Annotated in this window: 22 protein-coding genes and 1 pseudogene; 14 read left to right on the forward strand and 9 right to left on the reverse strand. The window is 73.4% G+C overall.

Features of this window, described 5'->3' with window-relative positions; genetic code table 11:
- Positions 1-2 precede the first annotated feature (2 nt).
- Positions 3-728, reverse strand: coding sequence for a response regulator (locus ACGF3A_RS24650; protein WP_393732436.1), 726 nt, complete (start codon positions 726-728; stop codon positions 3-5).
- Positions 729-935: 207 nt separating this feature from the next.
- On the opposite strand from ACGF3A_RS24650, the gene ACGF3A_RS24655 reads away from it, so the two are divergent.
- Positions 936-1,604, forward strand: coding sequence for a glycosyltransferase family 2 protein (locus tag ACGF3A_RS24655; protein WP_393732655.1), 669 nt, complete (start codon positions 936-938; stop codon positions 1,602-1,604).
- Positions 1,601-2,212, forward strand: coding sequence for a DUF2064 domain-containing protein (locus ACGF3A_RS24660; RefSeq protein WP_393732437.1), 612 nt, complete (start codon positions 1,601-1,603; stop codon positions 2,210-2,212). The genes ACGF3A_RS24655 and ACGF3A_RS24660 overlap by 4 nt, the downstream gene beginning before the upstream one ends.
- Before the next feature lie 300 nt (positions 2,213-2,512).
- Here the strand turns inward: ACGF3A_RS24660 and ACGF3A_RS24665 are convergent, their stop codons facing one another.
- Together ACGF3A_RS24665 and ACGF3A_RS24670 are read right to left on the reverse strand one after the other, a co-directional pair.
- Entirely contained in the window at positions 2,513-2,950 is a 438-nt protein-coding gene (locus ACGF3A_RS24665) for a hypothetical protein (RefSeq protein WP_393732438.1), read from the reverse strand.
- Positions 2,947-4,119, reverse strand: coding sequence for a molybdopterin-dependent oxidoreductase (locus ACGF3A_RS24670; RefSeq protein WP_393732439.1), 1,173 nt, complete (start codon positions 4,117-4,119; stop codon positions 2,947-2,949). The genes ACGF3A_RS24665 and ACGF3A_RS24670 overlap by 4 nt, the downstream gene beginning before the upstream one ends.
- A 210-nt stretch (positions 4,120-4,329) precedes the next feature.
- Here ACGF3A_RS24670 and ACGF3A_RS24675 point away from each other — a divergent pair, with 210 nt between their 5' ends.
- The 6 genes from ACGF3A_RS24675 to ACGF3A_RS24700 all read left to right on the forward strand — a co-directional run bounded on the left by ACGF3A_RS24675 (position 4,330) and on the right by ACGF3A_RS24700 (position 7,147).
- Positions 4,330-4,998: a class I SAM-dependent methyltransferase gene (locus ACGF3A_RS24675; protein WP_393732440.1), complete on the forward strand. Its 669-nt coding sequence runs from the start codon at positions 4,330-4,332 to the stop codon at positions 4,996-4,998.
- A 33-nt stretch (positions 4,999-5,031) separates the two neighbouring features.
- On the forward strand, positions 5,032-5,544 hold the full coding sequence (locus ACGF3A_RS24680) for a hypothetical protein (protein ID WP_393732441.1): 513 nt from the start codon (positions 5,032-5,034) through the stop codon (positions 5,542-5,544).
- A 97-nt stretch (positions 5,545-5,641) separates the two neighbouring features.
- The gene (locus tag ACGF3A_RS24685; protein WP_393732442.1) at positions 5,642-5,998 is read left to right on the forward strand and encodes a PRC-barrel domain-containing protein; all 357 of its coding nucleotides are present in this window, start codon (positions 5,642-5,644) and stop codon (positions 5,996-5,998) included.
- A gap of 11 nt (positions 5,999-6,009) precedes the next feature.
- Positions 6,010-6,177 (forward strand): hypothetical protein, encoded by a 168-nt coding sequence (locus ACGF3A_RS24690; protein ID WP_393732443.1) that lies wholly within the window; start codon positions 6,010-6,012, stop codon positions 6,175-6,177.
- Positions 6,178-6,208: 31 nt separating this feature from the next.
- Positions 6,209-6,661, forward strand: coding sequence for a VOC family protein (locus ACGF3A_RS24695; protein ID WP_393732444.1), 453 nt, complete (start codon positions 6,209-6,211; stop codon positions 6,659-6,661).
- A gap of 132 nt (positions 6,662-6,793) precedes the next feature.
- Positions 6,794-7,147, forward strand: a complete 354-nt coding sequence (locus ACGF3A_RS24700; RefSeq protein ID WP_393732445.1) for an STAS domain-containing protein — start codon at positions 6,794-6,796, stop codon at positions 7,145-7,147.
- On the opposite strand, the gene ACGF3A_RS24705 is transcribed toward ACGF3A_RS24700, so the two are convergent.
- On the reverse strand, positions 7,137-7,991 hold the full coding sequence (locus ACGF3A_RS24705; protein ID WP_393732446.1) for an AraC family transcriptional regulator: 855 nt from the start codon (positions 7,989-7,991) through the stop codon (positions 7,137-7,139). The two genes, ACGF3A_RS24700 and ACGF3A_RS24705, sit on opposite strands and share 11 nt — an antisense overlap.
- Before the next feature lie 94 nt (positions 7,992-8,085).
- Between ACGF3A_RS24705 and ACGF3A_RS24710 the strand changes: the two genes are divergently transcribed.
- Positions 8,086-9,255 carry an MFS transporter gene (locus ACGF3A_RS24710; RefSeq protein ID WP_393732447.1) on the forward strand — a complete coding sequence of 390 codons (1,170 nt, stop codon included), beginning with the start codon at positions 8,086-8,088 and terminating at the stop codon, positions 9,253-9,255.
- 230 nt (positions 9,256-9,485) lie between these two features.
- On the forward strand, positions 9,486-11,627 hold the full coding sequence (locus tag ACGF3A_RS24715; RefSeq protein WP_393732448.1) for an ATP-binding protein: 2,142 nt from the start codon (positions 9,486-9,488) through the stop codon (positions 11,625-11,627).
- 18 nt (positions 11,628-11,645) lie between these two features.
- Here ACGF3A_RS24715 and ACGF3A_RS24720 read toward each other — a convergent pair whose 3' ends face one another.
- Both ACGF3A_RS24720 and ACGF3A_RS24725 read right to left on the reverse strand, forming a co-directional pair.
- Entirely contained in the window at positions 11,646-12,113 is a 468-nt protein-coding gene (locus ACGF3A_RS24720) for a DUF2269 family protein (protein WP_393732449.1), read from the reverse strand.
- 50 nt (positions 12,114-12,163) lie between these two features.
- The gene (locus ACGF3A_RS24725; protein ID WP_393732450.1) at positions 12,164-12,826 is read right to left on the reverse strand and encodes a DJ-1/PfpI family protein; all 663 of its coding nucleotides are present in this window, start codon (positions 12,824-12,826) and stop codon (positions 12,164-12,166) included.
- Positions 12,827-13,013: 187 nt separating this feature from the next.
- Here ACGF3A_RS24725 and ACGF3A_RS24730 point away from each other — a divergent pair, with 187 nt between their 5' ends.
- Positions 13,014-13,985, forward strand: a complete 972-nt coding sequence (locus tag ACGF3A_RS24730) for a GlxA family transcriptional regulator (protein ID WP_393732451.1) — start codon at positions 13,014-13,016, stop codon at positions 13,983-13,985.
- Here ACGF3A_RS24730 and ACGF3A_RS24735 read toward each other — a convergent pair.
- Positions 13,981-14,097 (reverse strand): annotated as a pseudogene (locus tag ACGF3A_RS24735) (LPFR motif small protein); the annotation flags it as partial. The gene ACGF3A_RS24730 and the pseudogene ACGF3A_RS24735 overlap by 5 nt on opposite strands.
- Before the next feature lie 107 nt (positions 14,098-14,204).
- Between ACGF3A_RS24735 and ACGF3A_RS24740 the strand changes: the two are divergent.
- From ACGF3A_RS24740 to ACGF3A_RS24750, 3 genes are all read left to right on the forward strand, one after another.
- Complete coding sequence (locus ACGF3A_RS24740; protein ID WP_393732452.1) at positions 14,205-14,957, forward strand: MgtC/SapB family protein; 753 nt, start codon at positions 14,205-14,207, stop codon at positions 14,955-14,957.
- Positions 14,958-15,004: 47 nt separating this feature from the next.
- Positions 15,005-15,217: a DUF2180 family protein gene (locus ACGF3A_RS24745; RefSeq protein WP_393732453.1), complete on the forward strand. Its 213-nt coding sequence runs from the start codon at positions 15,005-15,007 to the stop codon at positions 15,215-15,217.
- Positions 15,218-15,318: 101 nt separating this feature from the next.
- Complete coding sequence (locus ACGF3A_RS24750) at positions 15,319-16,134, forward strand: SAM-dependent methyltransferase (RefSeq protein ID WP_393732454.1); 816 nt, start codon at positions 15,319-15,321, stop codon at positions 16,132-16,134.
- A gap of 15 nt (positions 16,135-16,149) precedes the next feature.
- On the opposite strand, the gene ACGF3A_RS24755 is transcribed toward ACGF3A_RS24750, so the two are convergent.
- Complete coding sequence (locus tag ACGF3A_RS24755) at positions 16,150-17,451, reverse strand: LCP family protein (RefSeq protein WP_393732455.1); 1,302 nt, start codon at positions 17,449-17,451, stop codon at positions 16,150-16,152.
- A 31-nt stretch (positions 17,452-17,482) separates the two neighbouring features.
- Positions 17,483-19,585, reverse strand: a complete 2,103-nt coding sequence (locus ACGF3A_RS24760) for a bifunctional polysaccharide deacetylase/glycosyltransferase family 2 protein (RefSeq protein ID WP_393732456.1) — start codon at positions 19,583-19,585, stop codon at positions 17,483-17,485.
- Between the last annotated feature and the right edge of the window lie 45 nt (positions 19,586-19,630).

Raw genomic sequence — 19,630 nt, forward strand, 5'->3', positions numbered from 1 at the left:
CGTCACTCCCCCTCGGGGTCGAAGCGGTAGCCGACGCCCCACACGGTCTGGATCAGCCGGGGCCGCGCGGGGTCGTCCTCGACCTTGGCGCGCAGCCGCCGTACATGGACGGTGACCGTCGACAGGTCGCCGAACTCCCAGCCCCACACCTCCCGCATCAGCCGCTCACGGTCGCAGACCTGGCCGGGGTGGCGCAGGAAGTGGACGAGGAGGTCGAACTCGCGCAGGGTCAGCACCAGTTCGCGCCCGTCCTTCAGGGCCCGGCGGGCGGCGGGATCGGCCTCCAGGTTCCCGGCGCGCAGGGGCCCGGCGCCGCGCTCGGCGCCGGGCTCGGCACCACGCTCGGCGCCCGGCTCCCGGGCGCCGCGCCGCAGCACCGCCTGCACCCGCAGTACGAGTTCGCGGGGGCTGAACGGCTTGGTGACGTAGTCGTCCGCGCCGACCTCCAGTCCGAGGATCCGCTCCTCCTCGTCGCTGCGCGCGGTCAGCATCACCACCGGGACGGGGCCCCGGGAGCGCAGCTCGCGGCAGACCCGCAGCCCGTCGACGCCGGGCAGCATCAGGTCCAGCACGACCAGGTCGGGCCAGCGCCGTTCGGCGGCGCGCAGGGCCGAGGGGCCGTCGGGCGCGCGCTCGGCGGAGAAGCCGGAGCGGACGAGGTAGCCCGCGACGACCTCGGACACGGTCGGATCGTCGTCGACGACGAGGACGTGCTGCTCAGCGTGCATGCGTCCAGCGTCGCACCCGGGCCGGGAGGCGGGGGCCCGGTCGGGCGCTCCTCGCGGCGATGTCCGCGTTTCGTAAGGTCTCGCGGCCCCTCTCGGCCCGTTCCGCTCCCTACGGTGAATGCCGTGAACGATCCGAACCCCGCGCGCCCGCCGGGCCCCGCCCCGGGCCCTCCCGGCGTCTCCGTCGACGTCTCCGTCGACGTCGTCCTGCCGTGCCTCGACGAGGCCGCGGCGCTGCCCTGGGTGCTGGCGCGCGTCCCGCGCGGCTGGCGCGCCCTCGTCGTCGACAACGGCTCGACGGACGGCTCCCCCGCCGTCGCGCGGGACCTCGGCGCCGAGGTCGTGAACGAACCCCGCCGGGGCTTCGGCGCCGCCTGCCACGCGGGCCTGCTCGCGGCCGAGGCCGACGTCGTCTGCTTCTGCGACTGCGACGCCTCCCTCGACCCCGGGCTGCTGGCGCCGTTCGTGGCCGAGGTCGCCGACGGCACGGCGGACCTGGTGCTGGGCCGTCGCCGTCCCGAGGGGCGGGGCGCCTTCCCCGCGCACGCCCGTGCGGGGAACTGGGCCCTCGCCCGGATGCTGCGCCGCCGTACGGGGCTCCGCCTGCACGACCTCGGGCCGCTGCGGGCCGCGCGCCGCGAGGAGCTGCTCGCCCTCGCGCTCACGGACCGGCGCAGCGGCTATCCCCTGGAGATGGTCGTACGCGCCGCTGACGCGGGCTGGCGCGTACGGGAACACGACGTGCCGTACCTGCCGCGTACGGGCAGCTCGAAGGTGACCGGCACCTGGCGCGGCACCTGGCAGGCGGTACGGGACATGCGGGGCGTCCTGTCCGCCTCGTCGGACTCGTCGGACTCGTCGGAGCCGGTGCGGTGAGCACGCTCCTCGTCGTCGCCAAGGAACCGGTGCCGGGGCGTGTGAAGACCCGGCTCACCCCGCCGTTCAGCCCCGGGGAGGCGGCCCGGCTCGCGTGCGCCGCGCTCACCGACACCCTCGCCGCGGTCGCGGCGACCCCCGCCGACCGCCGGGTCCTGGTCCTCGACGGCGCGCCCGGCGCCTGGCTTCCCGACGGCCTGGACCTGGAGGTACTGCCGCAGGCCGCGGGCGGGCTGGACGAGCGCCTCGCGGACGCCTTCTCGCAGGTCGCGGGCCCGGCGCTGCTCATCGGCATGGACACCCCGCAGGTCACCCCGCGGCTCCTCGCCCGCGGGCTGGCCCTCGCGCGCGGCGGCGCGGCGCTGGGCCCGGCCGCCGACGGGGGCTTCTGGGCGCTGGGCCTCGCGGCGCCGGATCCCTCGCTGGTGCGCGGTGTCCCGATGTCCACGAGCGGGACCGGCGACGCGCAACTCCGCCGCCTTGTCCTTGCGGGGCTTGTCGTCGGGGAGTTGCCGACCCTGCGGGACGTGGACACGGCGGCCGACGCGTTCGCGGTCGCCGCCACCGCACCCACCACCCACTTCGCCCACGCCCTCACCCGGGCCTGACCAAAGCTCCCCCACCGTCCCTTGCCGGTCCCCGGCGGGGAGGGCTGCATCCGGGCTGCCCCTTGTGGCGGATCGCAGACTGCCGCTGCTTCCTGGCCGGGCGCGCAGTTCCCCGCGCCCCTGAAGCCGCCCCTCCGGGGCGAGCTTCGGAGCACGGTTCCGGGCGCCAGGATGCGCCCCGAAGGGGCGCGGGGAACTGCGCGAGCAACCACGACGCAAGCCGCAGTCTGCAACGCGCCGCAAGGGGCACCCCGGGCGCAGCCCCCACCGCGCCGGCACGCATAACAGCACCGGGCTCCCTCAGCGCCGCGAAGCGGCGAAGGCGGCTCGCAGACGGAGTGCCGCCCAGGCCAAAGCCCCGGTCCACACAAGGCCCAGTACCAGGGCAAGGCCCCACCCGTAAGCACGGGGAAGGGCCGAGGGCAAGGTCGGGTCATGGCCCGTGCCGAGCACCAGCGGCAGGGCGACCACGAGGACCACGCCCGTCGTGAACAGGGCCGCCTGGACCGGCGCTCGGACCGTGCCCGGGACCAGGCGGGCGACAAGGGCGCCCAGCCCCAGAGCCACCGGCACCCCGAGAAGCGTGGGCCACAGCAGTGACGCGGCGAGGAAGTTCCGGTAGGGCGCGAGGCCGAACTCGCCCGCGCCGACGGCACCGTAGACGCCGTACCCCAGCATCGCCGTGCCCAAGGCGACGAGGAGGCGACGGGCCCACACCACCACACCGCCGCCCCTCACGAGGCCCGCTCCACGACGATGCGGCGCACCCATTTCGTCTGCAGGACACCGGGCCGGTTGGGAGCGATCAGGCGGCAGGGGAACCCGTGGTCGAGATGCAGAGGTTCGCCGTGCAGCTTCAGGGCGATCAGGGTGAGCGGGTCGCGGGCGTGCGGCGGTGCGACGGTGGAGCTGCCGTAACGCCCTCTCCGCTGCAGGGACAGGACCCGTACCGACGCATGCTCATCGCCTCCCGCCGCCGCCACCAGGTCGCGCAGCCGGACGCCGGTCCAGCGCGCCCCGGCGCTCCACCCCTCGACGCAGGTGATCGGGAGGTCCACGGTGTGCTGCGGCAGTGCGCCCAGGTCGGCGAGCGACAGGGACAAGGTCCGGGTGCCGGAGGGGCCGACGAGTTCGAGCCGGAACGCGGGGTCGGTCGCGGCGCGGACGACGCCCGCGCGCACGGCGGACCTGTTCACCGGCAACCCCTGCGGGCCCACGCGGGGGTCGCGCGGGGCGAGGAGGGAGAGGCCCGCGAGCGGGCGTACGGTCTGCCCCGCCGTCGCCACCGTCACCACCCCGGCCGCGCCCGCGACGGTGGCGAGGAGGCCGCGCCGGGTGAGGCCGTGCTGTTCGCCCCGTACCGGACGGACGCGGGCCTTCAGCGCGCGGCGGGTCAGCGGCAGCTTGACGCCGACGTGGACGAGGAGGGCGCCGACGGCGAGCCACGCCGTCCAGTAGTGCGCGGTGGTGAAGAAGAAGCCCATCGCGCGGTACCAGCGGGCGATGTTGAGGACGCCGGTGACGAGCTGGAAGGTGGCCGCGGCGACCAGCACGAGCAGGCTCAGCCTTTCGACGAGCGCGCGTACGTCCCGTACGGAGGGCCACTTGACCAGCCGGGGGAAGACGGCCCAGAGCTTCGCGGCCAGCAGCGGGATCGCGACCAGCCCCGTCGCGACGTGCAGCCCCTGTGTCACCCGGTAGAGGCTGACGGGGCGTGACGGCCAGGCGAACCACCAGGGCGGGTGCTGGATCGCGTGGCTGAGGTAGCCGGTGACGAAGCAGATCCCGAAGGCGGCGCCCAGCGCCACTCCGAGCTGGCTCGTCAGGCGCGGCGTGCGCAGACGGGAGGTGAAGGCCCTGGAGAGCCGCACCGACAGCGGGCGGCGGTCACCGGCCGGGGAGGTCATGCGCTCAAGCTAGCCGCGCGGCCGCGCCGGGAGGCTTGCGGAACCCGGACGTACCCCTTACGGAACACGAACGCCCCTGATCAGCGGGAGGCCCCGGCACGCTCCGGGGGTGGTCCGCGGGGCGGTCGGCAGGGCGGTCCGCAGGGCGTTCGCGTTCCGTAAGGTCCCGGGACCTCCTGGAGCGCCGCGCCGCGGCCTACGGTGCTGCCCGTGATCGACACGGATCTCCCCTTCGCCCCCGCCCTGCGTCCACGCCCCGGCGCGCTGTTCCTGCGCTGCGCGGACGGCCGTCTGCTGCCCCTGGAGGCCGACCGGTGGCACGCCGCGCCCGACGCCGCCGACGCCACGGTGCTGCGGCGCTGCCGTGGAGCCGTCCTCGACGTCGGCTGCGGCCCGGGGCGGATGGTGAGCGGGCTGGCGGCCCTGGGCCTGCGGGCCCTCGGCATCGACGTCAGCGGCGCCGCCGTCCACGGCACGGTCGGCCGGGGCGGCAGCGCGCTGCGCCGTTCCGTCTTCGACCCGCTGCCGGGCGAGGGCCGCTGGGGCACGCTGCTGCTGATGGACGGCAACGTCGGCATCGGCGGCGACCCGCCCGCGCTGCTGCGCCGGCTGACCGAACTCGCGGCTCCCGACGGCGTCCTGCTCGTCGAGACGGAAGCGGAGACGGGGGTGGCCGGGACCGACGAACGCCTCACGGTGCGGGTGCACGACGGCCGTTCGGCCCACGGTCCGGCGTTCCCCTGGGCGCGCGTGGGCCCCCGCGCCCTCCGGCGGTACGCCGCGCGGGAGGGCTGGCGGGTCACCGCCCAGTGGCACGCGGACGGCCGGGCCTTCACGGAACTGCGCCGGGCCCTCGGGCCCTCCGTCCACCTCGGTTGACGGCGTGCCCGGCGCGTTCTCTAGGTTGTCCCCATGGGTCTCTTCGACAAGCTCACCGGCACCAAGCGCCCCTCCCCCGGGATCGAGCCGCTTCCGGATGAGGACCTCCTGGACGCGCTGCTGGCGCTCAACGGGCCGGACGTGCCGTTCCTCGTACGGGAGGGCACCGTCGCCGAGGGCGCCGACGTGGTCGCCGAACTGCGGGCCGAAGACCCCGCCTGGCGCACGTTCTTCGTCCGTACGCAGCTCACCTGGGACATCAAGACCCGGATACGCCTGGTGCCGGAGCGCAACGAGGCGCGCGCGCTCGACGAGCAGTGGAAGGTCTCCTGGGTCGGGGACCCGCCCCGGATGGTGCGCATGAAGGAGTACAGCCGCGGGCCGTCGACCAGGGTCTCCCGGGAGTGGACCATCGGGCGGGGCGAGAGCGGCCGTGTCGAGGCGACGGAGGTCCACCGCTTCGACTCCCGCGAGATGCGGGACCCGCTGCGGAACACGGTCCTCGACGCCGGGTGGACCTGGCGCGGCGTGATCATGGGGCTCTGACGGTCCCCTCCCGATGGCGGCGCCCCGATGGCGGCGTCCCGCGGGCGGGAGCAGACTGGGGGACGCGGACCTCACTCCCGTGGGAAGGGGATGCGCGGTGATCCAGACAGCGGACATCCGTGAATGGCGCACGCACGACGTCGTCGACCCCGGCGGACACAAGATCGGCACGCTGGAGGCGGTGTACGTCGACACCCGGACGGACGAGCCGTCGATGGTCACCGTCCAGGTGGGCATGCCGACCCGGCACCGCCTGGTGTTCGTCCCGCTGGAGGGCGCGACCGTCGCGCCGGAGCAGGTGCGGGTCGCGTACGACAGGTCGCAGGTGAAGAAGGCCCCCTCGATCGGCACGGACGACGTGCTGCCCGCCGAGGACGAGAAGGCGATCTTCGAGCACTACGAACTCGACTACGCGCCGGGCCCCGACGGCAGGCGCCAGCTCGCCCGCCGTTAGGAGGCAGCGCCGTGGCACTTTTCCTGTTCCTGGTGCTCGTCGCGATGGTGCTGGGCATTCTCGGCGCCGTGCTGAAGGGGCTCCTCTATCTGCTGATCATCGGCATCGTGGTGCTCGTCGTCGCGCTGCTCTACCTCGGCCTCCGCTTCCGCCGCTCGGGCCGCCGCCCGTCCCGCTGAGACCCGGTCGCGCTCGGTCAGAATGGGTCGCATGGCGATTCAGCGCATGGACAACGTTCTCATCGTCGTCGAGGACCTCGACGCCGCCGTCGCGTTCTTCGTCGAGCTCGGCATGGAGCTGGAGGGCAGGATGCCGCTGGAGGGCGCGCGGTGGGCGGAGCGTGTCATCGGGCTCGACGACGTCCGGCAGGAGGTCGCCATGCTGCGGACCCCGGACGGCCACGGGAAGGTGGAGCTGGCGATGTTCCGCACGCCGAAGGCGGTCAGGAACGGTCCGGTGGACGCGCCGTCGAACACGCTGGGCATCCGCCGCGTCATGTTCGCCGTCGACGACGTCGAGGACACCGTCGCCCGGCTGCGCGACGCGCACGGCGCGGAGCTGGTCGGCGAGCTGGTCCGGTTCGAGGACAGCTACCGGCTCTGCTACGTACGCGGCCCCGAGGGCATCGTCGTCGGACTGGCCGAACCGCTCGGCTCCGATTGAACGGATTGAACGGTTCGGCATGAACGGCGCCGGGGCGGGCAGGTGGCGAATGAGGCGGCAGGTCCGGGGGACGACGGCCGTGCCGCCGCCACTGTTCACTCAGGGGAAGGCGAGGCGTTGCCAGGACCGCGGTTGAGTCTCAAGTGCCGCTGGGACGACGAGGGCGTCGTGGTGATCGACGCCACCGGGGAGTTCGACGCCGCGGGCGCGCCCCTGCTGTCCCGGCCGGTGCTCCGGTTCGTGGAGGCGGGGCAGTCCCGCTTCGTCGTCGACTTCGGGAACGTGGGGCACGTCGACGGTGCCGGGGCCCGCGATCTGGTGGGCCTGGCGTCGAAGATCCGTTCGCGGGGCGGCACGCTCGCCGTCACGGGCGGGTCGAAGGTCCGCGCCGCGCTGCGCGGCCAGGACGTCCCCCACGACGGGCTGGTCTACGACACGGTCGCCGAGGCGGCCAGGGCGTGCCGCACGGGCAGCATCACGAAGTAGACGTCGGCGCCTGGCTCTGCTCGCCCTGCGCGCTCTGCTCGCTCTGCTCCCCGCCCGCGAAGTAGGCCGTGGGCGTGGTGCCGAGCGCGCGGTGGAACATCGCGGTGAAGGCGCTCGGGGTCGCGTAGCCGACGCGCGCCGCGACCGAGGTGACGGGTTCGCCGCGGGCGAGCAGCGCGGCGGCGTGCAGGAGCCGCGCCTGCTGGACCCAGCGGGCGAGGGGCATGCCCGTCGCGGCCGTGAACCGGCGCTGGAGGGTGCGCGCGCTCAGATGGGTCCGCGCCGCGGCGTACGCGGCGGTCCAGGGCGCGGCCGGGTCCCGACGGATCTCCGCGCAGAGCGCGGCCAGCCGCTCGTCTCCGCCGCCTCCGCCGTCCGGGCCAGGGCTGGGCAGGTGCAGCGCTCGTACGGGGTGCGGAGTGAGGGAGAGCAGGAGCAGCTCCATGACGGTGCCGTCGCGGCCCTCCGCGTCGTACTCGACGGGGAGCCGCGTCGCCTCGTCGATCAGCTCGCGCAGCAGCGGGGAGACGGAGACGACCGTGGGGCGCGCGGGCAGCCGTACGGCGGCCTCCGGGGCGAGGTAGAGGGTGCGCATGGCGACGGCGCCCGCGCAGGTCATCGCGTGGGTGAGCCCGGCGGGGATCCAGGCCCCCCGGGTGGCGGGGACGACCCACGCGCCGTGGTCGGTGGTGACGGTGATGGCGCCCGTCGTGCCGTAGATGAGCTGGGCGCGGCGGTGGCTGTGCGGCGGGATGTGGTGACCGTCGGCCAGGTCCCTGGCCATGGCCGCGACCGGCCTGGGCACGGCCTGGTAGTCGTCGCGGTCCTCGCTCTTCCCGTACACGGCGCGACCCCCTGACAGGTTCTGGCACGTTCTCGACAGGATCTGGCGTACGGACGAAAGTATGCCACCCACGTCCGCCCTACGGTCGATTCACGTGAGCGAACGCACCCCCTCCCTGATCCCGCTGCTGGCGACCGCCAGCGCCGTCACGGCGGCGAACGTCTACCTCAGCCAGCCCCTGCTGGGCTCCCTGGCCGCGTCGCTGGACGCGGGCCCCGGCCTGCTCGGCGCCGTGCCGACGGCCACGCAGCTCGGCTACGCGGCGGGCATCCTGCTGATCGTCCCCGCCGGCGACACGCACGGCAGGCGGCGGCTCATCCTCGGCCTCGGCGCCGCCTCGTCCGCCGCGCTGGCCGCCTGCGCGCTCGCGCCGACGGTCTGGTTCCTGATCGCCGCGAGCTTCGCCGTAGGACTGCTCTCCCCCGTACCCCAACTCATCACGCCCCTGGCCGTCGCCCTCACCGGCCCTGAGGGCGCGACGCGCGGCAAGGTCGTCGGCACGGTGCAGGGCGGACTGCTGGTCGGGGTGCTGGCCTCGCGCGCCTACTCGGGCGCCTTCTCCGAACTCGCCGGATGGCGGGGCGTGTTCGCCTACTCGTGCGTCCTCACGCTCGCGCTGACGCTGGTGCTGCGCCGGGCCCTGCCGTACGTGCCTCCGGCCGCGCACGGCACGGCGTACCGCGCCTCGCTCGCGTCACTGCCCGCGCTGGCGGCGCGGCCGCTGGTCGGGCGGATCGTGGGCTCGGGCGCGCTGGTCGGCGTCGCGTTCGGCGCCTTCTGGACGACCCTCACCTTCCTCCTGGAGGAGGACTACGGCTACGGCCCGGCGCAGACCGGGCTGTTCGGCCTGGTGGCCGCGGCCAGCGCCCTGGCCTCACCGTGGGCGGGCCGCACGGCCGACCGCTTCGGCCGCCGCGGCTCCGTGCTCGCCCTCGTCGGCATGGTCGTGATCGGCTGGCTGACCCTGCTGCCCGGCGGTACGTCGCTGGCCTGGCTGATCGTCGGCGTGGTCGTCCTGGACGTCGGGGTCTGGGGCAACCAGGCCGCGAGCCAGACCCTCCTCTTCGCCCTGGACCCCGCGATCCACAGCCGCCTCAACACCCTCTACTTCACCCTGCGCTTCCTCGGTATCTCCCTGGGCTCCCTGGCAGGCTCCCTCGCCTGGACCCACGGCGGCTGGCCCGCGGTCGTCACCACAGGCACCCTCTTCGCCCTGGCAAGCCTCCTGACAGGCCTCCTGCCGACCCGCGAGCGAACCCCCTGAGCCCCCTCCCCCTCAGGAAGCGAGAAACGCCACGACGACCAGCACCCCCACGATCGCCCAGACCTCCCACCGGAAGAACAACCGCACAGTGCTCCACGACACCCCACCCCCGGACCTCCGCCCCGGAGCGGAAGAAGAGCCGGACTGACCGTCGTTCGAATCCCCATCGCTCATTCGGCTCATGCTAACTGGCGCCTCGACGCCCAAACGGCAGTGCGAGACTGAGCGGCATGACTGGCGAATCCGAGGTCCGCAACAGCGCCAGAGGTGGCGCCGGAAGCCACATCGTCCAGGCCAGAGACATCACGGGAGGCGTGCACTTTCACGGCACGGCCCGGGAGCCCGTCGTACCGAGGCAACTCCCGGCAGCGCCACGAACGTTCACGGGAAGGGACGCCGAGGTCGCGGAGTTGACCAAGGCGTTCGATGCAGGCGTGGAGCACGGTACGACCGTGGTGATCTCCGCGATCGGGGGCGCGGGCGGCATCGGGAAGACCTGGCTGGCGCTGCACTGGGCCCACGCGTACGCGGACCGCTTCCCGGACGGACAGCTCTTCGTGAACCTGCGGGGCTTCCACCCCAGCGAGGAGCCGATGCCGCCCCACGAGGCATTGCGGGTGTTCCTCGATGCGCTCGGCATGGAGCCGGGCGAGATTCCGCGGCAGTTCGAAGCCCAGATGGGGCTGTACCGCAGCCTCGTTGCCGGGCGGCGCATGCTGATCGTGCTCGACAACGCCCGGGACACCACGCAGGTGGCTCCGCTGCTTCCCGGCGCCCCCGCCTGCACCGTGCTGGTGACCAGCCGCGACCGCATGGCGAGCCTCGTCGCCACACACAGCGCCCGGCCTGTGCAGGTGGACGCACTCGGCGACGACGAGGCGCGCGCCCTGCTCGCCCGGCAGCTCGGCGAGTCCAGGATCGCGGCCGAGCCGGGTGCCACGGACCAGTTGGTGCGGTGGTGCGCAGGTCTTCCCCTGGCGCTGGGCATCGTCGCCAGCCGCGCCGTCCTGGAGCCGCACCTTCCGCTCTCCGGCATCGCTGAGGAGCTGGAGGACACCTCACAACGGCTGGAAGCACTCAGCCTGGAGTCGCCCGAAGCCTGCTTGGAAACGGTGCTGTCATGGTCGTACCGGGCTCTGCGCACGACTGAGGCCACCATGTTCCGCATGGTGGGGCTCGCCCCGGGTGCCGATGTCAGCGTGTACGCCGCAGCCAGCCTTGCAGGAACGACCCTGCGGGAGGCACGGAACCAGCTCAGGACCCTGGAGAACGTCTCGCTGGTCCAGCAGCACACGAAGGGCCGCTACCGGATGCACGACTTGGTCCGGCTCTACGCCGCGCGCCAGGCGGAAGAGGAAGACACGGCTTCGGAACGGGACATGGCCCTGTACCGCCTGACGGAGTACGGCGTTCATACCGCACACGCCGCCGACTTGCTCATCGCCAAGCACCATGCGCCCATCGCACTGGCCCAACTTCCCCCAGCGTGCAGTCCGCAGCCGCTGAAGGACGTCCAGGACGCCTGGAGGTGGCTCAATGCCGAACGCCTCACTCTGCTGGCTGTCCAGCACGTAGCCGTGGAGAAGAAGTGGAACACCCAGGTCTGGCAGCTCGCCTGGACCCTGACCACGTTCCAGCTGCGTCAGGGGCGTCTGGATGACAACCTGTCGGCGTGGCGGATGGGCGCGCCTGCGTCCGATCACCTCGACGCGGACCTCCGTACCCGCTCGTACCGTCACCTCGGGCGCGCCTGTGCGCTAGCGGGGCTCCACGAAGAAGCCGTCACCCACCTGCAGACCGGCCTCGCCGTCGCAGCGCACGACAACGACCGCCTGGGCCAGGCGCATACGCACAGAGCTCTGGCGAAGGCCTGGGAGGTCCAGGGCAACGACCGCGAGGCGCTCGCGCACTCCAGACACGCCTGGCGCCTGTTCCAGGAACTGGACATCGACGTCAGCGGCACCAACGCCCTCAACGAGATCGGCCGGTACACAGCGCGGCTCGGTGATTATGCGGAGGCCCGCGAAATCTGCAGCCGGGCGCTGGACCGGTGCAGCGGAGGCGGTAACCCGAGCGGCAAGGCAGACATCCTCGACAACCTGGGGTACATCGCTCACTACACCGGCGAGTACACACATGCCGAGGAGCACTACCAGCAAGCGCTGAACCTCTATTACGACCTCGGTAACGAGTCGGCGCAGGCTGACACGCTCGATCACCTCGGGCACACCTATGCCGTGCACGACCGCGAGCAGGCCCGCGGCACCTGGGAAAAGGCGCTGGATCTCTACGCCTCACAGCACCGGGCCGACGACGCCTCCCGTGTCCGCGAGCAGCTCGCCGCGCTCAGTCAGGAGCCCGCAGAGAGCTGAGCTGCCGCACCTCACCGGTCACGCGCCCGTCGTCGAGCCCGGGCGGACGATCATGAGGATGGTGACCGTCGTCCAGAGGAGGTTGAAGATGCCGGTGGACATGGCGAGGCGGGTGGTGGTGCGGCGGTCCAGGGTGGGGGGCGCGGTGGTGAGTTGGGTCAGGAGGGACTCCTGGCGGGGGAGGACGAGAGCGGCGAGGACGACCGCGGCGACGGCGGTGAGGAGCATCGAGGCGATGAGCCAGGTGTCGGTCAGTACGCCCATGGTGTTGGCGGTGGCGAGGCCGAAGACCGGGACGGAGACGCCGACGAGGGTGTAGACGCGGCAGATCCGGTGGAGGAGGCGGACCGTGGCGAGGGGCGGTTCGTCGGGCGCCGCGGCGTGGGCGTGGCGGGCGGCGGCCGGGAACATGCTGGCGGCGACCGTGACGGGGCCGACGGCGATGACCGCCGCCAGGACGTGGAGGGAGAGGAGGAGTTTCGTCATCGGGGGTTCGGGAGGCTCCGGGTGAGAGGGGCGGGGCGGAGGTCAGAGGGTCAGAGGGTGAGGGTCGGGGTCCTGCCTCCGGGGGACCAGACGGTGCCGCGCCGTTCGTGGTGGAAGAGGGTCTCCACGGCGTGCGCGACGCGCGGGCCGATCTCGCGGTCGACGAGGTGGAGCGCCAGGTCGATGCCCGAGGTGACGCCCGCGCCGGTGACGAGGTCGCCGTCGTCGACGACGCGCGCGTCGACGGGGACCGCGCCGTTCTCGCGCAGGACGTCGGGCGTGAGGCCGTGGCCGGTGGCCGGGCGGCCCTTCGCCAGGCCCGCCATGGCGAGCAGCAGCGAGCCGCCGCAGACGGTGGCGACCAGCGTGTCGTCGCGGGCCATCGCCTCCCCCGCGAGCCGGGGCAGTCCGGTCTCCAGGGCGCGGGCGAGGCGGACCTCGACCGGCACCAGGTCGGGGCGTCCCGGCACCTCCCCGGGGACGCCCGCAGCGCCGGGCAGGACGAGGAGGTCCGCGCGGGCGGGGTCGAGGGCTCCGGTGGCGGTGAGCGTGACGGGCGGGGTGCCGCTGGGGACCTCGCGCGGGCCCTCGGCGGTGACGAGTTCGACGCGGACGTCGCCGTCGGTGAACATCCCCGCCGCGTACAGCACTTCGTACGAGCCGATCGCGTCGAGGGGGTCGAAGCCGTCGAACAGGGCGATCTGAGCGAGCATGTGCGCGCCTTTCGCGGGAGGGGGCCGGAACGCCCCTCACGCTAGGCAGCCCGTCGACCGCCTCCCAGAGGCTGGAATGACAAAGTCCAACGGGTTCTCGCCAACCCGCCTGCGGGGAGACTGGGGCAGCCCTATGCCTTCTACCTGGGGCTGTACCCGTGGCGGGATCCTGTTTACCGTGGGATTCATGCACAACGTCGCGGTTCTCGCCCTCGACCGGGTCATCCCCTTCGACATGGCCACGCCCATCGACGTGTTCGGCCGCGCGCGGCTCGCGGACGGCCGGAGTCCGTACCGGGTGCGGGTCTGCGCGCCGACGCGGCGCGTGGAGACCGGCGCGTTCATCGCCGAGGTGCCGTACGGGTTGGACGCGCTGGAGACGGCCGACACGATCGTCGTGCCGGGCTGCGCCCAGGACGCGCCGCCGCCGCGGGAGGACGCGTTGGAGGCGCTGCGCGCGGCGCACGCCGCGGGCACGCGGATCGCGTCGATCTGCGTGGGCACGTTCGTCCTCGCCGCCGCGGGCCTGCTGGACGGGCTGAGCGCCACCACGCACTGGCTGGGCGCGGAGCTGCTGGCCGAGCGGTTCCCCGCGATCGACGTACGTCCCGACGTGCTGTACGTCGACAACGGCCAGATCCTGACCTCGGCGGGCTCGGCCGCCGGGCTCGACCTGTGCCTGCACATGATCCGGCGGGACCTCGGCTCGGCGGTCGCGGCCGACGCGGCGCGGCTCGCGGTCGTCCCGCTCGAACGGGAGGGCGGCCAGGCGCAGTTCATCCCGCACGCCCGGCCGCCGGTGCCTCAGGGCTCCGCGTTGGAGCCCGTCCTCGCGTGGATCGAGGACCACCTCGCCCGGGACCTCGCTCTCGCGGACATGGCCGCGCGCAGCGGGCTGAGCGAGCGGACGTTCAGCCGCCGCTTCCGCGAGCAGACCGGCACCACGCCGCTCCAGTGGCTGCTGTGCGCGCGGGTGCGGCAGGCGCAGTTCCTGCTGGAGACGACGGACCACGGGGTCGAACGGATCGCGGAGCGTACGGGCTTCGGTTCACCCACGGCGTTCCGTGAGCGGTTCAAGCGGGTCGCGGGCGTCACGCCACGCGCCTACCGCGCCTCGTTCCACGGGCGCGCGCACGACCCGCGCCCGGACGCCGCCTGACGGTGTCCGACGCGCCGCCGAACAGCCGGGCGACGGCCCGGAACGGCAGCGTCACCACGGTCGCGACCGCGCCTCCGATCGCGCGGAGGACGTCGGCTATGGCCTTCAGCATGGAGAACCTCCCGGAGTCTCTCCTTCGGACCCCCCGGAGTGCCCGCCGTCCGACGGGTCTAACGTGCGGAGGGCAGATCAGGACAAACGGGAGAGAGGAGGCTCTGCATGCGGGAATTCGCCACCTCCATCGGAACCGTCGGAGCCGTTCCGGCCGGGCAGGGGCCCCGGCAGCTGGTCGAACTGGCCGTGGCGCTCACCCTGTCCACGCTCGTCGGCTGGGAGCGCGGCGCCCGGCAGAAGAGCGCGGGGCTGCGCACCCACGCGCTGGTGGGCGTCGCCAGCGCGCTGATGATGCAGGTCTCGCAGCACGGCTTCGGGAACGCGCTGGGCATGGCGCACACCGCGTACGACCCCTCGCGCGTCGCCGCGCAGATCGTCTCCGGCATCGGCTTCATCGGCGGCGGCCTCATCTTCGTCCGCCGCGACGCCGTACGGGGGCTGACGACGGCCGCGACGATCTGGCTGACCTGCGCGATCGGCATGGCCTGCGGCGGCGGGCTGCTGCTCCTCGCGAGCGCGGCGACGGCGCTGCACTTCCTGGTGATCAGGGGCTATCCGTTCCTCGCCGGGCGGCTGTCGCGGAGCCCGGCGACCGTACGGCCGACGCTGCGGCTGACGTACCGCACGGGCCGGTCGCTGCTGCCGCGGCTCATGGAGGAGTGCACGGCACAGGGCTTCCGCATCCTCCAGGTGCGCGCGGAAGAGACCGGGGACGAGGCTGAAGGCGAAGGGAGCTCGCGGGTGCTCCTGCTGCTCGCCGGGCGCGAGGACCGCACGCAGCGGCTGACGGCCTCGCTCTTCCGCACGGAGGGCGTCCTCACGGTGGACCTCGCGGCCGATCCGGAGACGGACGACTGAGGTCCCCGCGAGCGGGTACCGCGCACGGTCCGAGAGAGGAGCGCGCCATGGACTGTTACGACTGCCTGCCGCGCGCGGCGGAACGCCACGCGGTGGCGGTGTGCCGCCGCTGCGGAGCGGGGCTCTGCGTCGACCACGTACGGCTGTCGCCCGAGACCGTCCACCAGGTGGCGGGGACCGGGACGGCCAGCAGCGAGAAGCGGGCCCGGCGGATCACGTGCGGGGTGTGCCACGAGGCGGAGCACTCGCCGAACCTGTGAGCCCGGCCCGCCCGCGAGGAGCCCCGGGAAGTCGCGTAACCTGCGCGGAAGTTGGGCCGGGCGGTACGTGGTCCCGGCCCGGAGCGACCACAGGAGGACGCATGCCCCAGGGCGGCGGAAGCAGCGGTGCGGCCAACGGCGGGATCAACACGGGCGAGGCGCACTCGGCGCGGGTCTACGACTACATCCTGGGCGGGAAGACGCACTTCCCCGCCGACCGGGAGGCGGCCGACGACCTCACGTCGGCGTGGCCCAAGCTGCCGGTGAGCATGCGGATCAACCGCGCGACGATGCACCGGATGGGCCGCTGGCTCGCGGGCGAGGCCGGGATCCGCCAGTTCCTCGACATCGGTACGGGCATACCGACCGAGCCCAATCTGCACCAGGTCGTGCAGGGCATCGCGCCGGAGTCGCGCGTCGTGTACGTCGACAACGACCCGATGGTGCTGGAGCACGCCCGCGCGCTGCTCGCCAGCTCGCCGCAGGGCCGCACCAGTTACATCGACGCGGACATGCGCGACCCGGCCGCCGTGCTCCGCTCCCCCGAGCTGCTCGCGACCCTGGACCTGTCGCGGCCCGTGGCCGTCACCGTCATCGCCATGCTCCAGTTCGTCGAGGACCCGAGCGCGCTGCTGCGGGAGCTGGCCTCCGCGCTGGCGCCGGGGAGCTACGTGGCGCTGACGACGGCGACGGCCGACATCACGCCGGACGAGGTCACGGAGATGGCCCGGCGCTACACCGAGCGCGGCGTCCCGATGTACCTGCGGACGCGCGCCGAGGTCGAGGGGCTGCTCGCCGGGCTCGAACTGGTCGAGCCCGGCGTGGTGCCCATGAACCGCTGGCACCCGGACGCGGACGCGGCGGAGATCCCCGACACGGACGTCAACATGTACGCGGCCGTGGCCCGCGTCGTCTGACGTACGTCCCCGCGCCTACGACGTACGGCCGCCCCGTACCGTCACCGGACTGTCGTCCCGCAGCTGCCCGAAGAGCTTCCGCGCCTGGCCCTCGTCCCACTGGATGGCGCTGCCCTTCTTGGTGCCGATGCCGACGCCGGAGACGGGGACGTTGATCTGGTTCCCCTTGCCGCCCGCGACGCCCTGGAGCGCGCGGAACATGGTCGCCAGGTCCCGCAGCCCCATGTTCTCGTCGACGACGAGGGTGTCGAGCCCGGCCTTCATCGCCGGGTAGGTCGAGGCCGGGTTGAGCGCGGTGCCGGGCTTGACGGCCTTGTGGGCCAGCGCGGAGAGGAACTTCTGCTGGTTCTGCGAGCGCCCCAGGTCGCCCTCGGCCTCCTGGTGGCGCTGGCGGACGAAGGCGAGCGCCTGGCTGCCGTCGAGCGTCTGGCAGCCGCGCTTGAGGTCGGCCCCGGACTTCTTGTCCTTGATGTCCCGCTCCAGGCACATGCGGACGCCGCCGACCGCGTCGACGATGTTCACGAACCCGGCGAAGCCGATCTCCGCGTAGTGGTCGATGCGCAGCCCGGTGTTGTGCTCGACGGTACGGGTGAGCAGCTCGGGCCCGCCGTACGCGAAGGACGCGTTGAGCTTGTCCTTCTCGTCCGCCGAGCGCTTGCCGGTGGAGGGGCTGAGGTAGCTGGGGACGGTCACCCAGGAGTCGCGGGGAAGGCTGACCATGGTCGCGCCGCGCGCCCCGGTGTGCAGCACGATCATGGAGTCCGTGCGGCGTCCCCCTCCCCCGCCCGCGTGCAGGCTCTTCTTGTCGCCCTCGGAGAGCCCGTCGCGGCTGTCGGAGCCCACGATGAGGTAGTTGGTGCCCTTGCCGGGCGGCGGCCGGTGGCCGTACTTGCCGAGGTCGACGTCCCTGTTCAGCTCGTTCTCGGCCCAGGCGAACGTGCCTCCGGCGCCGGTCACGAGGGCGAGGACGAGCACGAGCAGCGCCCGCAGCACCTTGCGCCGCCGCCGGGGACGGCGCCGGGTGCGCTGCCCGCGCGGCTGGTTGCCGCGCCAGCCGTACACCTCGCGGCTGCGGTGCTGCAGCGCGGGGGCCGTCTCGCGCCAGGGCTCGGGCTCCGGCTCGGGCCCGGCCCCGGGGTCGTACAGCTCCGGCGCGTGCGGCGAGTAGGGCGAGTGCGGCGCGTACACGGTGTGCTGCGCGTAGGGCTCATAGGGCTCGTGAGGCGCGTACGGGTCGTAGCGCGCGTACGGGTCGTACGGCGCGTACGGGGTGTTGCCTCCGGGCTCGACCCACTGGTCAGGCGGGTCCGTCTTCATCCGAATCCCCTTGTTCAGGTGGTCAGGGTGCTCATTTGGGCGTGAGGCTGCGTCCGCGCCGGTCGGGCGCGGGCGGTGGCCCCTCGTCGAGCTGGTACGGGTCGGCGGTGCCCTCGCGGCGCATGCGGTGCCACTTCAGCCGGGAGCCGAGCAGCGCGGTCATCACGGACTGGATCACCACGAGGTAGAGCAGCTGGCGGTAGACGAAGAGCTGGAACGGGAGGGACCACAGGGCGCGGAGCCGTTCCCGGTCCAGCCGGAGCGCGTATCCGGCGGTGACCATCTGGAGCACGAGGAAGCCGAGCCAGACCAGCACCGCCTGGGTGGGGTCGCGGAACGCCACCCCGTACAGCGCGAAGATGTCCACGACGGGCGCGAAGAGCGGCAGGACGACCTGGAAGAGCGCCAGGTAGCCCAGTCCGCGGCGGCCGAAGCGCCCGGCGGGGCCGACCTCGCGGACCGCGTGCCGGTGCTTCCACATCGACTGGAGCGTGCCGTAGCACCAGCGGTAGCGCTGCCGCCAGAGCTGTCGCAGGCTCTGCGGGACCTCGGTCCAGGCGACCGCGGTCTCCTCGTAGACGACGCGCCAGCCCGCCCGCCACAGGGCCATCGTGAGGTCGGTGTCCTCGGCGAGGGTCTCGTCGCTGACGCCGCCGACGCCCATGAGCGCGTCCCGGCGGAACGCGCCGATGGCGCCGGGCACCGTCGGCATGCACTCCAGGACCTCGAACATGCGGCGGTCCAGGTTGAAGCCGAGGACGTACTCCAGGTGCTGCCACTTGCCGAGCAGGTGGCGCCGGTTGCCGACCTTGGTGTTCCCGCTGACCGCGCCCACGGCCGGGTGGGCGAGCGGCTGGACGAGCCGGTAGAGCGCGTCCGGCTCGAAGACCGTGTCGCCGTCGACCATGACCACGATGTCGTGCCGCGCGTGCGCGAGCCCGGTGTTGAGCGCGCCGGGTTTGCCGGTGTTGGGCTGGCGTACGAGCGTCACGCGCGGGTCGTCGATGGCGGCGACGGCGTCGTAGGTGCCGTCGGTCGAACCGTCGTCGATGACCAGCACCTGGAGGCGCGGGTAGAGCGAGGCGAGGAGGGAGTGCACCGTGGCGGCGATGCCCGCCTCCTCGTTGTGCGCGGGCACCAGCACCGTCACCGGCTCGGTCACCTCGCGCAGCCGGGGCGCGCCGGGCCGGTAGCGGGAGAGCCGCCGCACGTGGGTGCGCGCGAAGTGGACGAGCAGCACCAGGCGCAGGATGCCCAGCGCCCCGGCGACGCCCAGCGCCCAGGCCATGGCGCGGGTGAAGAAGTGGCCGAGCGCCTGGGCCCGGATCAGCCCCTCGCCCTCCAGCCGCTGCACGAGCGGGGCACGGCTCGTGTAGGAGGGCTGCCCGAGCCCGTTGGTGACGGTCGTGAACCGCTCGACCCGCGGATTCTTGAGCAGCCCCTCCGCCTCGCGGTAGCCGAGGTCGGTGTGGCTGTACTGGCGGATCACGCCCTGCGAGGTCTTGCGGGACTTCCGGTCGGCCGCGACCAGCAGATAGCCCTGGTCGGCCGCGCGCTTCGCCGCCTGCCACTCGGCGCCGCACAGCGTGTCGGCCGCGGTGGTGTGCGGCAGCCGCAGCAGCCGCGTGGTGACGCCCGCGGTGCCCGCGAACGCCGTCTGGGTGAGCGAGAGCTCCATCCGCGCGCGCAGCGGCGAGGCCGCGCCCAGATCGCCGCCCGTGTACGTGTAAGCGCCGATCTCGTGCCCTTCGTCCTTGATGCGCCGCATCAGCCCGGGGTGCCGGGCCGCCTGCTTCCCGTAGACGAAGAACGTGGCGTGCACCCGGTGCTTGCGCAGCAGGTCGAGCAGGCGCGGCGTCCAGGTGGGGTCGGGGCCGCCGTCGAAGGTGAGCGCGGCGGTGCCGGGTGGCATCGCCGCCGTCTCGATCCGGTCGCCGGTCAGCCGCAGGACCGGGTCACCGGTGTCGGCCGCCTTGGGGATCGGCCTGTCGCAGGCGGGCTTCGTGCGCGCGGAGTCCACCTCGTGCGTGGTCCAGCCCTCGAAGAGCAGGGCGATGGTGACCACGGGAAGGATGAGCAACAACAGCACCCAGTGCCCGCGTGGGGGACGGCGCAGTGCGTGCCGGGGGCTCATCCGTCGGAGTGTCGCTGCTGTGTGACCGGGGCCTGGCTGGGTGTG

The sequence above is a fragment of the Streptomyces sp. NPDC048172 genome (assembly GCF_043202595.1).
Classification (GTDB): domain Bacteria; phylum Actinomycetota; class Actinomycetes; order Streptomycetales; family Streptomycetaceae; genus Streptomyces.

Coding starts and splice junctions, on each gene's coding strand:
- ACGF3A_RS24650 (WP_393732436.1), bottom strand. CDS start 728: ATGCACGCTGAGCAGCACGTCCTCGTCGTCGACGACGATCCGACCGTG.
- ACGF3A_RS24670 (WP_393732439.1), bottom strand. CDS start 4,119: ATGACCTCCCCGGCCGGTGACCGCCGCCCGCTGTCGGTGCGGCTCTCC.
- ACGF3A_RS24680 (WP_393732441.1), top strand. CDS start 5,032: ATGGGTCTCTTCGACAAGCTCACCGGCACCAAGCGCCCCTCCCCCGGG.
- ACGF3A_RS24695 (WP_393732444.1), top strand. CDS start 6,209: ATGGCGATTCAGCGCATGGACAACGTTCTCATCGTCGTCGAGGACCTC.
- ACGF3A_RS24715 (WP_393732448.1), top strand. CDS start 9,486: ATGACTGGCGAATCCGAGGTCCGCAACAGCGCCAGAGGTGGCGCCGGA.
- ACGF3A_RS24720 (WP_393732449.1), bottom strand. CDS start 12,113: ATGACGAAACTCCTCCTCTCCCTCCACGTCCTGGCGGCGGTCATCGCC.
- ACGF3A_RS24725 (WP_393732450.1), bottom strand. CDS start 12,826: ATGCTCGCTCAGATCGCCCTGTTCGACGGCTTCGACCCCCTCGACGCG.
- ACGF3A_RS24730 (WP_393732451.1), top strand. CDS start 13,014: ATGCACAACGTCGCGGTTCTCGCCCTCGACCGGGTCATCCCCTTCGAC.
- ACGF3A_RS24740 (WP_393732452.1), top strand. CDS start 14,205: ATGCGGGAATTCGCCACCTCCATCGGAACCGTCGGAGCCGTTCCGGCC.
- ACGF3A_RS24745 (WP_393732453.1), top strand. CDS start 15,005: ATGGACTGTTACGACTGCCTGCCGCGCGCGGCGGAACGCCACGCGGTG.
- ACGF3A_RS24750 (WP_393732454.1), top strand. CDS start 15,319: ATGCCCCAGGGCGGCGGAAGCAGCGGTGCGGCCAACGGCGGGATCAAC.
- ACGF3A_RS24755 (WP_393732455.1), bottom strand. CDS start 17,451: ATGAAGACGGACCCGCCTGACCAGTGGGTCGAGCCCGGAGGCAACACC.
- ACGF3A_RS24760 (WP_393732456.1), bottom strand. CDS start 19,585: ATGAGCCCCCGGCACGCACTGCGCCGTCCCCCACGCGGGCACTGGGTG.